A 15181-nucleotide genomic window follows, 5' to 3' on the forward strand; every position below is an offset into this window, starting at 1 on the left:
TGATCAGTATTTGTAGGTCGCGCCCAGGAAGAAGCGGCGGCCCGAATAGCCCCTGTTGATCAGGCGGATGTCGCCCGCATAGGTGCTTTCATCCTCTTCGGTCAGGTTCTTGCCTTCCGCGAACAGGGTCAGCCCCTTCAGGCCGGGCTTCCAGGAGATCTTGCCGTCCAGATAGCCGGTTGGCTCCTTGATGATCGGATTGCCCGACTGATCGGCGGCCGTAACCAGGTACTGCGAGCGATAGTTGTAGGCCAGGCGCGCGTTGATCGGACCGCGCTCATACCACAGGGTCGCGTTGTAGCTGGTGCTGGACAGGCCGGGATACGACAACTCCGAACCATCGAGTTGGCTGAAAACGCCGACGTCCGAGGCTTCCTGATAGGTGTAGTTCACGTCGGCGCCGAGGCCGGACAACAGGCCGGGTAGGAAGGTGAAGGCGGTTTTGGCCGTCAGTTCGACGCCCGAAATCTTAGCGCCTTCGCCGTTGATGAAGCTGTTATAGTAGTACAGCACGCCGTCGCCAAACACGTCCCGCTGGCCCAGGCTGGTGCGCGAGGGCAGATAGAAGGTTTGGATGTCCTTATAGAAGAAGCCGGCCGAGAACTGGGTGTCGCGGTTCGGATACCATTCGAAGGACAGGTCGTACTGCGCCGCTTCATAAGGCTTCAGGTCTGGGTTGCCGGCCGAGCAGCTGTCGGGACCATCTTCCGCCGTTCCGTCGTTGGCGTAGTTGATGGTGCAGGTCATGTTCGGCAGTAGGTAGTTGTAAAGCGGCCGCGCCATCAGCTTGGCGTAACCGACCCGCATGCTCAGCATATTGTCGATCAGCCAGGCGTTGACGTTGAAGCTGGGCAGCCACTTGGTATAGTCGCGCGTTTGCTCGACTAGGGTGTTGGACACGACCGCTGTGGTCGCCACGCCGTTGACCAGACGGGTCTCGCTGCGCGTGAACTTGCCCGCCGTATTGGTCTGAGTATGGACGCGGCGCAGGCCCAGGTTCCCGACCAGATCCAGGCCGAAGATCGGCAGGGCCCAGTCCAGACGGACGTACTGAGCGTCGGTCTGTTCCTTCACGCGGTACGGAATCTGGTCATAGGTTTTGCCGTCGTTGCCGACGCCGGAATACAGGTTGTCCAGGTTGAAGTGGCTGGTGTCCAGGTTCTGGGCGATGGCGCCGAAGTTCGGATACAGCCAGTTCGAAGGCAGAGCGCCGCCGCCGTAGTAAAAGTCGGACGGCAGAGCCGTCATGGCCGAGCCGAACACCGAGTTCGAGAAGGCGCGCGACCAGGTCTCGGTCGTGTTCCAATAGTTGGTCTGATACGCATTGCCGTACAGCGGCGCCGTCTGATCGACCGTCGCCGTGTCGCTGACTCGGGCCGTGGAGTTAATCGAGTTGGCGTAGATGACGATGTTGTCGAGTTCCGAGGCCAGATTTGCGCCAGGGCTGACGATGAAGCCGCCGTAATCGTAGCCCTTGGTTTCGGCGTTCGAATACCGCCCGCCGAACTTAATGTTGGTCAGGAAGGTCGTGCGCGGGTCGAAATCGATGTCCAGCTTGTACTGATCCTCCTTGTTCGACGATTGCGAGGGCCGATACTGGATCTGGTATTGGCTGACCGCAGAGGCGTCGGACGGCGAGAAGCCGGGCGCGAAGGTGAAGATCGGCGCCGAGGTGCCTGGTTCCAGGCTGACGACCATGCCGGGCGTGTTGAAGCTGACCGAGACGTTGTTGGTCTGGCTCAGCGTCTCGCTCTTGGCGTTGGCGCCGAGGAAATCGACCTTGAAACGGTCATTGTACCACTTCAGCCCGTAGGTGATGTAGTCGGAGTCCGTCTCGTAGCGGAAATCGCGCGACGAGATGCTGAATGCCGAATCGCCGCCTCGACCCGAGGTGCCCAGGCAGTTGCCCACAGTGTATTTTATGACGTTGTGGTTCGCATCCACGACCACGCCCGGAACGGTTTCGGCGGTGGCCGGTGTGACGCGGGTGCACGCCGGACCGTAGTTCAGACGGTCAAGTGCGGTGAAGTCCGTACCATAGTTGATGTCGTTCAACTGCTGCGTCCGGTGGTTCGTCTGATAGGTGACGAAGCCACGCAGATTGTCGGCGAACTTGTATTCCGCAGTGAACTCGCCGGAGCTGCGCTTGTCCTCCCGCGTCCAAACACGATAGCGCGACACGCGCGGATTATAGTCGTACCACTGGCTTTGGCACGCGGTGCGAGCCTGCGCGGTAGTCAGGGTGTTGGCGTCGGGCGTGGTGAGAGTCGCGCACGCCGCCTCGCTGCCCACGGCGGCGATATAGTCGTTCACCGCGCGGCTATAGGATTGGTTATAATAGTTGACCGTCTTGTTCGGCGAGTTGTCGAAGTCCGCGAGGCGGGCCCACGAGTGATCGTCGTAGAAGTCACCGCGGGTCAGGACATTGTCATAGGTGACATTTGCCATGAGGCCGAGACGGCCGTCCAGCAACTGGGTCGCACCAAACACGCTGGCGCGGGGCTTCCAGTCCGGCAGGGTGTCCAGCTTCTGACCGGACAAGGTCATGGAGAAGGTCGGCGCGCGGAAATCCAGCGGCTTTCGCGTCTGGACCGACACCGTGCCGCCAACGGCTCCCTCGGTCATGTCGGAAGTGAAGCCCTTGAACACGTCGATGGACTTGACGATCTCGGCCGGCAATTCACGGAAGTCGTTGGACCGGCCGCCGCCGCCATAGACGTTCAGGTTTCCGGCCGTGGACAGGACGCTGACGCCGTTGACTTCGACGCGGTTCAGGTCGGGCTCGACGCCACGGATCGAGACGGCGTTGCCTTCGCCGAAGTCACGCGACAGTTGGACCCCCGTCACTCGGCCCAGGGCCTCGCCCACGTTCTTGTCGGGGAACTGGCCGATGTCGTCGGCGACGATGGAGTCCGACACGGTGCTGGCCGAACGCTTGCGGTTCATGGCCGACTGAAGGCTGGAACGGGTGCCGACCACCACGACTTCATCGACGGTCGAAACCGGAGCGTCCGACGCCTGGGTTCCCGTCGGCTGCTGGGCGTTCGCCGCGCCGGCGGACGCCAGCATCAGGGCGGCGGCCCCGGCGGTGTACATGAAGCGGCGGGCCCGTCGCCCGTTCGACTGTGTCGTCACTGAAGTTCCTCCTGCGGCCTATGGCCTTATTGTTTGAGCGGCGCCCTCGCGGCCGCCCCCCGGCGGCGCATTGTGTGAAGGCTGTGGCGCGGGCGTTGCGACGCCCGCAAATCATCTGCGGCTGGCGCTCCGGTCAGCGTCCATCGACGCCGGACGCGAAGACGCGCCCATTCACGCTTCCCTCCTGACAGCGGTCCTTTGCGGACTCGTATTCTCGCTACCCAGCCCTCTATAGCACCGGGTCTGATTTGTGCCAAATATGAATTTGTCGTCTCACATTTTAGGAAATCAGAGATGGCGCTCAGAAAAACTTAATCACACCAGCCGGTTGCGGCCCCACAGACGCTCGTACTTCCACCCCGTCAGGCTTTCGACGATCTGCTTGGCTTCTGGGCTGGACGGCTCGGTCTCTCCAGACCGCAGACGGTCGATTTCGCTCATCAGGACCTTGTGGCTGGGTTGATCTAGGCGGAATGACCACGAAAGGATCGCGCCCGCCGCCATGACCAGGATCGGGCCGGCGACCAGCAGCCCCGCGACCGTGGCCACCGCCCCCGGCGTCTGCGCGACCACGCCCCCCGCTGCGCCAGCCTTAGGCGAGACATAGCCTCCGGTCTCGATGATCCAGCCGGTCAGGATGATGGCCCCGGACTGGGCGACCTTGCGCACCAGGGTCATTACCCCCGCGAAGATGCCCTCGCGACGCTGGCCCGTGACCGCCTCGTCGACGTCCGGCAGATAGTTGTAGACCGACCACGGCACGAAATTCAGCGTGCCGCGCCCCAGCCCCGCCAAGACGATTGGCCCCAGCAGCCAGAAGGCGGCGCCCAGGTTGAACCCGCCTGAGCCCGGATTGACCAGGGCGAACAGATCCTGCCCCCCGACCGTCGGCCGCACGAAGTAGAAGATCAACAACAGCATCAGGGCGGCGGTGAAGAAGCCCGCCGCGATCCGATAGGCGATCACCGGCCCGATGCGGATGACCAGATGGATCGCCACCATCACGGAGATCAGCTGGGCGACATACATGGCGGTCATCATCTGCGAGATCATCACCGTCGCGCCCAGCATCACGGTCGCCACGAAGATCGGAAACGCGGTGTTGAAGATGTCCTGAGAGATATAGCCGCCCAGATAGATCGACAGATGCTGGCGGAAGGCCCGGATCCGCAGGGTCGAGAACAGGTCGCGGAACATGTTCACCGGGATCAGCAGCGCCTTGCGCAGGCTGGGCGGCTCGGCCTTCACCGCCTTCTCGGCGTCGGTGAACGGACGTTCCCAGGTGAAGATCACGACCAGGATCACAACGGCGCTGAACAACAGGCCGAAGATGGTCGCCATGATCAGGAAGGTCTGGGCCGAATCCCGACCGCCGAAGTTGTTGATGATCAGGGTCGGCAGATAGGAGGCCAGGATGGCCGAGCTTTGGGCCATCAGCATGCGCGCGCCCGCAAACTTGGCCTTCTCCTTGTAATCCTTGGTCATCTCGGCCGCGAGCGTTTCCCAGGGAATGAGAAACATCGTGTACAGCAGCTCGAAGAAGATGAAGGCGGTCAGATAATAGACGAAGGTCTGGCCGCTGATGAAGATCAGGGCGAAGCTGGGCAGCAGCGGAATGGTGATCAGAAGGAAGATCTTGCGCCGCCCCACCGTCCTGCCGATCCAGGTGTGGCGCAGATTGTCCGACACATAGCCGATCAGCGGACAGGTGATGGCCTCCAGCAGTCGCGGCAGGCCCAGGATCAGGCCGGCCTGGACCGGCGTCAGGTCGCAGAAGGTCGTGAAGAAGTAGAACAGCCAGCCGGTGATCACCGCCTGGGCGCCCGCCCCCAGCATGTCGCCGGAGCCCCAGCCCCAGTAGTTGTACCAGCGCGGGATGCGGGCGGACGGTTCCGTGGACGTCATCTCGGCTTCTCCAGACCGCGGCGCGTCAGATGTACTGACGCAGGAATTCGCCCAGGCACAGGATCGCCAGGGACTGGCCGTAAGGCATGGAGGTCAGCGGAATGTCCTTATAGCCCTGCAGGTCGTCGAAGACCGGCGTGCCGAACGACACCTGCTGCAGCTCGCCGTCATCCGAGATGTTGGCCAGCACGCCCTTGACCGCCTTCAGCGCCATTGGGGCGTATTCGGCGCTGATGTAGCGTTTGCGCACCGCCTTCAGGACGCCGTAGGCGAAACCGGCGGTCGCCGAGGCCTCCAGATAGCTGTCGTGATCGGGGATCAGGGTGCGCCACAGGCCGCTCTCATCCTGATGTTCAGCCAGGGCCTTCACCTGGGCCTCCAGCGTCTCGATCAGGAAGCGGCGCAGGCTGTCTTCTGGCGGCAGGTCCAGCAGCTCGATGAACTCGGGGATGGCGATGGTGACCCAGCAGTTTCCGCGCGCCCACAGGGCGTCGGCGAAGTTGTGCCGTCCCAGGAAGGTCCAGCCGTGGAACCACAGGCCGGTCTTGCGGTCGAACAGATATTTGATGTGGAGGAGGAACTGCTTCTTGGCCTCCTCGACATAGTGCGGGCGGCCCAGCACCAGGCCGATCTTGGCCAGTGGCAGGACGCTCATCATCAAGGTGTCGTCCCACAGTTCCTGCGGGTTCTCGTCGTTGAAGACGATGTGCTGGAAGCCGTCTTCCTCGGTGCGGGGCAGACCATCCATCAGCCACTCCGCCCAGGTGTCGAGATAGGGGATGAAGGTCTGGTCGCCTGTCTGCTCGTAAAGATAGGCCAGGGTCAGGAAGGGCGAGACGGTGTTGATGTTCTTGGTGGGGGTGCCGGCGGCGAAGCGGTCGCGGAACCAGTTCAGCATGATGTCCAGCGCCGCCTGATCATTGGTCTGCTCATACAGCTTGTAGATGCCGTACAGGCCGATGCCGTGGGTCCACTCCCAGTCGTTCCAGCCCTTGGTGTCGATGACGCGACCGTCTTCCAGACGCAGCAGGAACTCGCCCGTGTCGTCCTTGATGTTCACCAGATTGTCCAGCAGGCGGGCGATGGCGTCGCGGACGTCGGCGTAAGGCAGGTCGTGGATCAGATTCGGCATGACGGGTTCCCAAGGCGCCGAGGCGCCGTCGCTCAGACAACATCGGGCGTCGGCAGGCGGGTCTGTCCGCTGGCGCGACAGCCTAGGCCGTATCGCGCGCCTTCGGCGTCCCCGACAGTTTCCACCCCATTCCTTGAAACGGCGACTGGCATCACCGTCCCATTTTTTATATAGCTCTCTCATTATGTGAGCCGCAATGCCTCGTCAAGGCGACGGCCGGCTCTCAGATAGCCTTGGGATCGATCGTCGACGTCAGACGCCTCGGCCCCTCTCAAACCAGCGCGAGACCCACGCCATGTCCGATCCGATGTACGACAAGATTTATCAGGCCACCCACCCGGACATGATGGAGGGAGCCACGAACCAGCAGCTGCGGGATCGCTATCTGGTCGGCGGGCTGTTCACGCCCGGCAAGGTCAGCCTGAACTATTCCCACAACGAGCGGATGGTGCTGGGCGGGGCGATGCCGGTGGACGGCGCCCTGGGCCTGCCCAGCCATTCGGAGCCGCCGTCCCTGGCGGGCAAGCCGTTCCTGCACGCCCGCGAACTGGGCGTGGTCAATATCGGCGGCGCCGGTTCGGTGACGGTTGATGGCGAGACCATCGAACTGGCCTTCCGCGACGGCCTCTATGTGCCGATGGGGTCGACCGAAGTGACCTTCGCGTCGAAGGACGCCGCTGAGCCGGCCCGATTCTATCTAGTCGCCACGCCGGCCCACGCCCGCTACGACCTGACCAAAATTTCGATCGATGAGGCGGTGCCGTTGGAGATGGGGTCGCTGGAGACCTCCAATGAGCGCACCATCTATCAGTACATCGTCCCGGCGAAGGTGAAGTCCTGCCAACTGCTGCTGGGCGTGACGGTCCTGAAACCGGGCTCGGTGTGGAACACCATGCCGCCGCATCTGCATGACCGCCGTTCCGAAGCCTATCTGTATTTCGGTCTGGGCGAGAACGACCGCGTCTTCCACTTCATGGGCGAGCCGGACAATGCGCGTCACATCGTCGTGGCCGACGGCGAAGCCGTCATCAGCCCGCCCTGGTCGATCCACATGGGTTCGGGCACGTCCAACTACACCTTCATCTGGGGCATGGGCGGCGAGAACCTCGACTATACCGACATGCACAAGCTCGACATCTGCCAACTGCGCTGATCCGAACAGGAGAGGAAACAACCATGAGCAATCCGTTCGACCTGACCGGCAAGGTCGCCTTGGTCACCGGGGGCAACACGGGTCTGGGTCAGGGCATCGCCCTGGCCTTGGCCGAGGCCGGCGCCGACATCGTTTCGGTCGCCCTGTCCGATTCCGACGATACGGTCGCCCAGGTTCAGGCCATGGGCCGGCGCGCCCACGCCGTCAGCGCCGACCTGACCTCGATCGAACCGGTCGAGCGCGTTCTGGCCGAGGCGCTTCAGGCCATGGGTCGGGTGGATATTCTGGTCAACAACGCCGGTCTGATCCGCCGCGCCGACGCGGTGGACTTCTCCGAAGCCGACTGGGACCTGGTGATGAACATCAATCTGAAGACCGTCTTCTTCATGAGCCAGGCGGTCGCCCGCCACTTCATCAAGCAGGGCGATGGCGGCAAGATCATCAACATCGCCTCCATGCTGTCCTTCCAGGGCGGCATCCGCGTGCCGTCCTACACCGCGTCCAAGTCTGGCGTGGCGGGTCTGACCAAGCTGATGGCCAACGAATGGGCGCCGCACGGCATCACCGCCAACGCCATCGCCCCCGGCTATTTCGCCACGGCCAACACCCAGGCCCTGCGTGAAGACCCGGTGCGGTCGGCCGAGATCCTGGGCCGCATTCCCGCCGGTCGCTGGGGCCAGCCCTCGGACCTGGGCGGCGCCGCCGTCTTCCTGGCCAGCCGGGCCTCCGACTATGTTCAGGGCGCCATCCTGCCGGTCGACGGCGGCTGGCAGGCGCGCTGAGACACGGTTAGCGTTCCGACATGACCAACACCGCCTCGGGTCCCTCGGCCGCCTCCCGCGCCATCCTCTGCTTCGGCGAGATGCTGCTGCGGCTGTCGCCCAATCAGAATGAACTGCTGATGCAGTCCCCCGCCCTGACCGTGCGTCCGGGCGGGGCCGAGGCCAATGTCGCCGTGGCCCTGGCCCGCTTCGGCGCGCCGACGCGGATGGCGACGGTCCTGCCGGACAATGCGCTGGGCCACGCCGCCCGCGACGAGGTGCGAAAGCACGGCGTCGACACCACCCCCATCGTCTTCACGGCGGGACGAATGGGCCTGTATTTCCTGACGCCCGGCGCCGTGCGCCGTCCGTCCGAAGTCCTCTATGACCGCGCCGGTTCGGCCTTCGTGGAGCGTGTCCACACGGCCTTCGACTGGGACCGGCTGCTGGACGGCGTCGAGTGGCTGCACGCCTCGGGCGTCACGCCCGCGACCGGCCCCAACGGCTCGGCCGCCGCTGTCGCCCTCATCGAGGCCGCCGTCCGCATGGGCGTGAAGGTCAGCTATGACGGCAACTTCCGCGGCAAGCTGTGGGACCAGTGGGACGGCGATCCGCCCGCGACACTGGGCAAGATGCTGGCGGGCGCCACCGTCGCCTTCGCCGACGACCGCGACTTCGCCTTGGTGCTGAAGACCCGCTTCGACAGCCCCGACCCAGCCGAGCGCCGCCGTCAGGCCGCCAAGGCCGCCTTCGCCGCCTTCCCCCGCCTGGAACGCATCGCCTGCACCCTGCGGGTTCAGGACAGCGTCGCCGACCAGGCCCTGTCGGCGGTCATGCTGACCCGCGACGGGGACAGCATCATCGAGACCCATGCCGAAGCCATCCACCTGAGCGGCGTCGTCGACCGCGTCGGCGGCGGCGACGCCTTCGCCTCGGGCGTCCTGTTCGGCTTGTGGAGCGGATGGGCGGATCAGCAGGCCCTGGACTTCGGCCTGGCCGCCGCCGGGCTGAAACACTCGGTCCCCGGCGACTTCAACCTGTTCACCGCCGACCAGGTTCAGGCCGCCATGGGCGACGGCGGGTTCGACATCCGGCGATAGGCCGTCCTCTCACCAAAGAGACACCCCGATGCTGACGGCGATCCTGATGGCGGCGACGATATCGACCTGGCGTTTCGACCTGGCGCCCCAGCCGACCGCGCCGGATCGGATCGCGGTCCAGCCCAGCCAGACCTATCAGCCGGGCGGATACGGCTTTGAGCCACAGTTGACGCCGGACGGTTATGCCTTCTCGGCGGCCGTCCCCGAGGGCCTCTATCGCGTGACGGTCCGCTTCGGCAGCGCCCAGGCTGGGCGCACCACGGTCAAGGCCGAGGCTCGGCGGCTGATGGCGCGCGACATCGTCACCGCCCCCGGCGTCTATCAGACCCGCAGCTTCATCGTTCCCGTGCGCGGCCCCGCCCTGGCCGCGCCGCCCGCCAATGCGCCGGGCGGCGCGGCCGTCGTGCTGACGCCGCAGGAGCTCGCCTCGCGCACCTGGGACGACCGGCTGACGCTGGAGTTTCTGGACCATCCACAGGTCGCCGCCATCGACATCGCGCCGGTCGAGGCGCCCGTGATCTATCTGGCGGGCGATTCCACCGTCACCGACCAGCCGTCCGAACCGGCGGCCAGCTGGGGCCAGATGCTGCCAGCCCTGCTTGGTCCCGACATCGCCGTGGCCAACCACGCCCAGTCGGGAGAGACGCTGAAATCCTTCATAAGCGAACTGCGCCTGGCCAAGATTCTGACCACGCTGAAGGCCGGGGACTGGCTGCTGATCCAGTTCGGTCACAACGATCAGAAGGTCCAGTGGCCCCAGACCTATGTGGACCCTGAAACTACCTATCCCGCCTATCTGAAGGTCTTCATCGCCGAGGCGAAGCGACGCGGCGCCCACCCGGTCCTGGTGACCTCGCCCGAACGGCGCAACTTCCGCGACGGACGCATCCAGGACACCCTGGGCGCCTATGCCGAGGCGGCGCGCAAGGTCGCGCGCGAAGAGGACGTGCCTCTGATCGACCTGAACGACGCATCCCGCCGCATCTATGAGGCGCTGGGCCCGGATCAGGCGGCGAGCCTGTTCAACGACGGCGGGGCGGACCGCACCCATCATGACAATGCCGGGGCCTGGCTGCTGGCCCGCGCCGTCGCCGCCCAACTCGCCGAAAAGGCGCCGGATCTGGCGGCGCACATCGCGCCCGAGTTCCGCACCTTCACGCCCGACGCTCCGCCGATGTCCGAGACCGACATCGCCCCCAGCCTGTCGGCAAGCCGGGAACGCCCGCGCGGCGATTGACCGCGCTGCGAAGCGTTTGACGCGCGACGTCGGAGCCACTACCAAATGGTGAAACAGAATACCGAATAATCGGAACTGGAGGAATCATGAGTTCGCTTCACGCCTTCCGCATGCAACTGAAGCCCGGCGCGGTCGAGGAATACAAGGCGCGTCACGACGCCATCTGGCCCGAACTGGCCGAACTGCTTACGGCCAGCGGGGTCAGCGACTATTCGATCTTCCTGGATGAGGAGACCCTGTCCCTGTTCGCGGTGCTGCGCCGCGCGGACGACCATACGCTGAACGACCTGCCCAACCATCCGCTGATGAAGAAATGGTGGACGCATATGGCGCCCCTGATGGAGGTCCTGCCCGGCGACCAGCCGCGCGAATGGCCCCTGCAACTGATGTTCCATCAAGCCTGATGCGGGCGCTTCTTCTCGCGGCCGCCGTCGCCGCCGCCCCGCTGGTTCAAGCCTCGACCGCCGTCGCCCAGACAGCCCAGGCCACCGCCGATTTCACCGCCCCCGCCCAGACCTTCGGCCGCGTCTCCTATGACGCGCGATCCCTGATGATCGACGGCAAGCGCCTGGTCATCTGGTCGAGCGAAATGCACCCCTTCCGCCTGCCCAGCCCCGAGCTGTGGCGCGACGTGCTGCAGAAGATGAAGGCGAGCGGGTTCAACACCGTCGCCTTCTATTTCGACTGGGGATACCACAGCCCCAAACAGGGGGTTTACGACTTCACCGGCATCCGCGACCTGGATCTGTTGCTGAAGATGTCCGAGGAAGAAGGCCTGTACGTCATCGTCCGGCCTGGCCCCTACGCCAACGCCGAACTGACGCGCGGCGGCTTCCCCGGCTGGCTGGTCAATCAGCGCGCGCCGTCGCGCACGGATTCGCCCGAATATCTGGCCGCCGCCGACGAGTGGATGACCCAGATCAATGGCATCATCGCCCGCCACCAGATCAACGGCGACGGCAAGGGCAACCAGGGCTCGGTCATCCTCTATCAGATCGAGAACGAGCTGGCGCTGACCACGCCTGCGCACCGCCGCTACATGGACCATCTGTACGCCAAGGCGCGGGCGGACGGCATCAATGTGCCGATCTTCCATAACGACCAGGGCCGCAACGGCTATTGGGCGCCCGAGACCTCGCCCGTCGACAAGGTGGTGCACGGTCCGGTCGACCTCTACGCCTTCGACGGCTATCCCGGCGGCACCTGCACAGTAGGCGGCCAAGTCACGCGCGGCGCGGCGGCGCCCGACTGGGGCTTCTATGGTCCGGGCGGAGCCAAGGGCGGAGCCTCGGCCTCGCCTTCGACCCCCGGCTTCATGGCCGAGATCGGCGGCGGCTGGTTCGACTATTGGGGCTCCAACGGCGGCTATGAATGCAACGCCCGCCAGCGCGGCGAACGGTTCCAGCGCGTCTTCTACGGCGTGAACCTGGCCAACGGCATCACGCTGCAGAGCATCTATGTCGGCTTTGGCGGCACCAGCTGGGGCTGGCTGGCGGCGCCCGTGGTCTTCACCAGCTACGACTATGGCGCGGCCATCTCGGAGGCGCGCGAAATACGGCCCAAGGCCGAGGAGATGAAGCAGCTGGCGGGCCTGCTGGAGTCGGTTCCCGATCTGGCCGGCATGATTCCCGCCGGGCCGGTCGAAATCTCGTCGCCGAACATCCAAGTCTATCATAACCGCAGCCCGGAGACGGACGCCCGCTTCCTGCTGGTCACGCACAAGCCGTCGAACGGCCAGACGAACGACGACTTCACCGTCACCGCCAGCCTGCCCGATGGCCGCTATGTCGTGCCGATGACGCTCAACGGGTTCGACGCCAAATGGCTGGTCGCGGGGGTCGATCTGGCCGGTCAGCGGCTGGTCTATTCGACGTCCGAGGTCCAGGCGGTCCTGCCGTCGGCGCGCCAGCCGGTCGTGCTGATCCACGGCCGTAAGGATGAGCCGGGTCAGACCATGCTGCGCTTCGCCTCGGCCCCGACCGTGACGGTGCTGGAGGGGCAGGTTCGCTCCGCCTTCGACGCGGCGGCCGGCGACCTGAAGCTGGACTACGCCCACCAGGGTCTGGCCCGCGTGAAGATCAGCGGCGGCGGCCGTCCCGACCTTCTGCTGCTGATCGGCGAAGAGAAGGAAGCCGCCCGCTTCTGGCGTCAGGGCGATGTCCTGGTGCGCGGCCCGGCCCTTCTGCGTCACGCCCGTATCGACCGCGGCCAGCTGCTGCTGACCGGCGACACCCGTGAGGCGACGCCGCTGGAGCTGTGGTCGTCCCAGGCGGTGCGGTCCGTCCGCTGGAACGGCGCGACCGTCGCCACCCGCACCACGGCCTCTGGCGGACTGGAAGCCCGGTCCGCCCTGCCCGGCCCGGCCGACTTCGCCCTGCCCGTTCTGACGAACTGGCGCGCGGCCCCCGGATCGCCCGAGGCCAAGCCGGACTTCGACGACCGCGACTGGCAGGCCATCGACAACCGCGCCTACGCCAGCAACACCCTGCGCCCCGACGGCCAGCCGAACATGCTGATGGACGCCTATGGCTTCCATGAAGGCGACGTCTGGTATCGCGGCCGGTTCGAGGGCGGTCCGAACGCCGAGACGATCGAGCTGTTCTACGGCGCAGGCGGCGCAGGCATGCTGCAGCTGTTCCTGGACGGCGAACTGGTTGGTCAGGACGAACTGCCCACCGGAATGCCGCGCCCGATCACCACGGGCATGGCGCGCTTCACTCTGCCCGCCGCCGCCCGCACGCCGGGTCCGCACGTCCTGTCGGTCATGGTGCGCAACAACGGCCACAACTGGAACCTGGACGCCAACGACTTCCACAAGGAGGCGCGTGGTCTGGTCTCGGCCTCGGTCGGACCACGCAGCGGCCCCGGTTTCTCGGCGCCTGTCGCCTGGAAGATCCAGGGCCGTCAGGGCGGTGAGGACTTCACGGACACCGTGCGGGGCGTCGCCAACAACGGCGGTCTGTTCGGCGAGCGCAACGGCTGGCACCTGCCGCAGTTCGACGACACGGGCTGGAGCGCCGCCACGGTCGGTCAGCCCCTGCAGGCGGGCGTAACCTGGTATCGCACCGGCTTCGACCTGAATGTGCCCCAGGGCCAGGACGCCTCCATCGCCCTGGCGTTCGGCGACATCGACAAGCCGCGTTCGGACACCGCCTATCGCGTGCTGATCTTCGTCAATGGCTGGCACATGGGCCAGTTCATCGCCAACGTCGGCCCGCAACGGGTCTTCACCCTGCCGGAAGGCATACTGAACGCCCGCGGCCATAACAGCATCGCCCTGGCCGTCTCGACCGACGGGGCGCCCGGCAATGTGCTGGAGGACGTTCGCCTGATCACCCAGCGCAATGTGCGCGGCGGCGTTCAGACCACGACGGAAGGGGGGCGGCGATGACCGCACCCCGCCTGCCGCGTCGGGCTCTGTTGGCGTTAGGCGCGGGCGCCGTCATTGCGCCCGCCGTCGCCCGCTCGCAAACGGCGTCCTCGGCCACGCCCGCCGTGTCCGCGCCCTTCGAGGTCCGCCCCCTGTGGCCCAGCGCCGCGCCGGGCGGCGAGGCGGTGACGGTTCAGGAGCAGGTCGTGCTGCGTAACCCGAACGGCGATCCCAACGACACGGCCTTCGTGCATGTGCGCGATCCGTGGATCATGCTGCGTCGTCCGGCCCGGCCCAATGGCGCGGCCATTCTGATGATCCCCGGCGGCGGCTATCAGCGCGTCGCCGTCAGTAAGGCGGGCGGCGCCATCGACGCGCGCCTGGCAGAGATGGGCTACACCGTCTTCATCATGGATTACCGCCTGCCCGGCGACGGCTGGGCCGCCGGTCCCGCCGTCGCGCTGCAGGACGCCCAGCGCGCCATCCGCATCGTCCGCTCACGCGCGGCGGAACTGGGTTTCGACCCGAACCGCGTCGCGGTCGCCGGTTTCTCGGCCGGGGGCCATGTGGCGGGCATGCTGGCGACACGCTTCGCCCAGGAGACCTACGCCCCCATCGACGCTATCGACCGCCTGCCGACCCGGCCCGACTTCGCCGGACTGATGTTCCCGGTCGTCACCCTGACCCAGCCCTACGCCCACGGCCCATCCACGCGCGCCCTGGTCGGCTCCGCACCCACGGACGCCGCCAGCGACGCCTGGTCCAACGAACGCCATGTACCCGCCGACATGCCGCCGACCTTCATCGCCTCGGCGGCGGACGACCGCGTGGTGCCGGTCGAGAACAGTCTGATGCTGTGGCAGGCCCTGCGCGCCCAGAACCTGCCCACCGAACTGCACGTGTTCGAAAAAGGCGGCCACGGCCTGAACGATCCGGGTCAGTCAGGCCCGCCCGCGTGGGAAGGTCTGTTCGACGCCTTCCTGCAACGCGATCGCACACCGCCCACACGCTAGCGTTGGAGCCCCATCAGCCCAGCAGAACGCAAGACCCTATCGCGGCGCGGAAGGGTCTCCGCCTTCGCCTAGCCTGTACGAACGATGCACGTCGGCTCCCGGCCAAGCCGTCGGCGATCTGTCATTGAGAGAAGGAAATGGTGGACGCGACAGGGATTGAACCTGTGACCCCCTCGATGTCAACGAACTGCGCTCTGACAGAAATCCAGACGACGATTGAGCAGTGGAGCCACTTCGTTTGCGGCTGATGTAGCTAGATGCTGCCCTTTTTCATGCGTTTCTGGTTAGTTTCTGGTAAGCGCCGTCATCGGGCAGCGAGGGCGAAGCGTCATGACGTGACCCCCTGAAACTCCTCCACGAATAGCTAGAGTCCGC

General features: G+C 65.6%; 10 protein-coding genes. 7 read left to right on the plus strand and 3 right to left on the minus strand.

All coding sequences use genetic code 11. The features are described from left to right. Positions 1-3 precede the first annotated feature (3 nt). From KZX42_RS05955 to KZX42_RS05965, 3 genes are all read right to left on the minus strand, one after another. Positions 4-3135, minus strand: a complete 3132-nt coding sequence (locus tag KZX42_RS05955; protein WP_248117973.1) for a TonB-dependent receptor — start codon at positions 3133-3135, stop codon at positions 4-6. A gap of 315 nt (positions 3136-3450) precedes the next feature. Then, on the minus strand, positions 3451-5040 hold the full coding sequence (locus KZX42_RS05960; RefSeq protein WP_248117975.1) for an MFS transporter: 1590 nt from the start codon (positions 5038-5040) through the stop codon (positions 3451-3453). Between the two features lie 25 nt (positions 5041-5065). After that, the gene (locus tag KZX42_RS05965; protein WP_248117977.1) at positions 5066-6172 is read right to left on the minus strand and encodes a glycoside hydrolase family 88 protein; all 1107 of its coding nucleotides are present in this window, start codon (positions 6170-6172) and stop codon (positions 5066-5068) included. A gap of 307 nt (positions 6173-6479) precedes the next feature. Between KZX42_RS05965 and kduI the strand changes: the two genes are divergently transcribed. The 7 genes from kduI (at position 6480) to KZX42_RS06000 (ending at position 14806) form a co-directional block, all read left to right on the plus strand. Continuing rightward, positions 6480-7325 carry a 5-dehydro-4-deoxy-D-glucuronate isomerase gene (gene kduI, locus KZX42_RS05970; protein ID WP_248118073.1) on the plus strand — a complete coding sequence of 282 codons (846 nt, stop codon included), beginning with the start codon at positions 6480-6482 and terminating at the stop codon, positions 7323-7325. 23 nt (positions 7326-7348) lie between these two features. Further along, on the plus strand, positions 7349-8107 hold the full coding sequence (gene kduD, locus KZX42_RS05975; protein ID WP_248117979.1) for a 2-dehydro-3-deoxy-D-gluconate 5-dehydrogenase KduD: 759 nt from the start codon (positions 7349-7351) through the stop codon (positions 8105-8107). Between the two features lie 20 nt (positions 8108-8127). After that, positions 8128-9186 carry a sugar kinase gene (locus tag KZX42_RS05980; RefSeq protein WP_248117981.1) on the plus strand — a complete coding sequence of 353 codons (1059 nt, stop codon included), beginning with the start codon at positions 8128-8130 and terminating at the stop codon, positions 9184-9186. 28 nt (positions 9187-9214) lie between these two features. After that, a complete protein-coding gene (locus KZX42_RS05985) occupies positions 9215-10423 on the plus strand; it encodes a rhamnogalacturonan acetylesterase (RefSeq protein ID WP_248117983.1) in 1209 nt (402 codons plus the stop codon). A gap of 86 nt (positions 10424-10509) precedes the next feature. Beyond that, positions 10510-10827 carry an L-rhamnose mutarotase gene (locus KZX42_RS05990; RefSeq protein WP_248117985.1) on the plus strand — a complete coding sequence of 106 codons (318 nt, stop codon included), beginning with the start codon at positions 10510-10512 and terminating at the stop codon, positions 10825-10827. Next, positions 10794-13814, plus strand: a complete 3021-nt coding sequence (locus tag KZX42_RS05995; RefSeq protein ID WP_248117987.1) for a beta-galactosidase — start codon at positions 10794-10796, stop codon at positions 13812-13814. The genes KZX42_RS05990 and KZX42_RS05995 overlap by 34 nt, the downstream gene beginning before the upstream one ends. After that, positions 13811-14806, plus strand: coding sequence for an alpha/beta hydrolase (locus KZX42_RS06000; protein ID WP_248117989.1), 996 nt, complete (start codon positions 13811-13813; stop codon positions 14804-14806). The genes KZX42_RS05995 and KZX42_RS06000 overlap by 4 nt, the downstream gene beginning before the upstream one ends. Positions 14807-15181 lie beyond the last annotated feature (375 nt).

It is taken from the genome of Brevundimonas sp. EYE_349 (assembly GCF_023147505.1).
GTDB lineage: Bacteria > Pseudomonadota > Alphaproteobacteria > Caulobacterales > Caulobacteraceae > Brevundimonas.

Excerpts from the sequence above, each read along its gene's own strand:
- KZX42_RS05960 (WP_248117975.1), bottom strand. The coding sequence starts at position 5,040 with ATGACGTCCACGGAACCGTCCGCCCGCATCCCGCGCTGGTACAACTAC.
- KZX42_RS05965 (WP_248117977.1), bottom strand. The coding sequence starts at position 6,172 with ATGCCGAATCTGATCCACGACCTGCCTTACGCCGACGTCCGCGACGCC.
- kduI (WP_248118073.1), top strand. The coding sequence starts at position 6,480 with ATGTACGACAAGATTTATCAGGCCACCCACCCGGACATGATGGAGGGA.
- kduD (WP_248117979.1), top strand. The coding sequence starts at position 7,349 with ATGAGCAATCCGTTCGACCTGACCGGCAAGGTCGCCTTGGTCACCGGG.
- KZX42_RS05980 (WP_248117981.1), top strand. The coding sequence starts at position 8,128 with ATGACCAACACCGCCTCGGGTCCCTCGGCCGCCTCCCGCGCCATCCTC.
- KZX42_RS05985 (WP_248117983.1), top strand. The coding sequence starts at position 9,215 with ATGCTGACGGCGATCCTGATGGCGGCGACGATATCGACCTGGCGTTTC.
- KZX42_RS05990 (WP_248117985.1), top strand. The coding sequence starts at position 10,510 with ATGAGTTCGCTTCACGCCTTCCGCATGCAACTGAAGCCCGGCGCGGTC.
- KZX42_RS05995 (WP_248117987.1), top strand. The coding sequence starts at position 10,794 with ATGGCCCCTGCAACTGATGTTCCATCAAGCCTGATGCGGGCGCTTCTT.
- KZX42_RS06000 (WP_248117989.1), top strand. The coding sequence starts at position 13,811 with ATGACCGCACCCCGCCTGCCGCGTCGGGCTCTGTTGGCGTTAGGCGCG.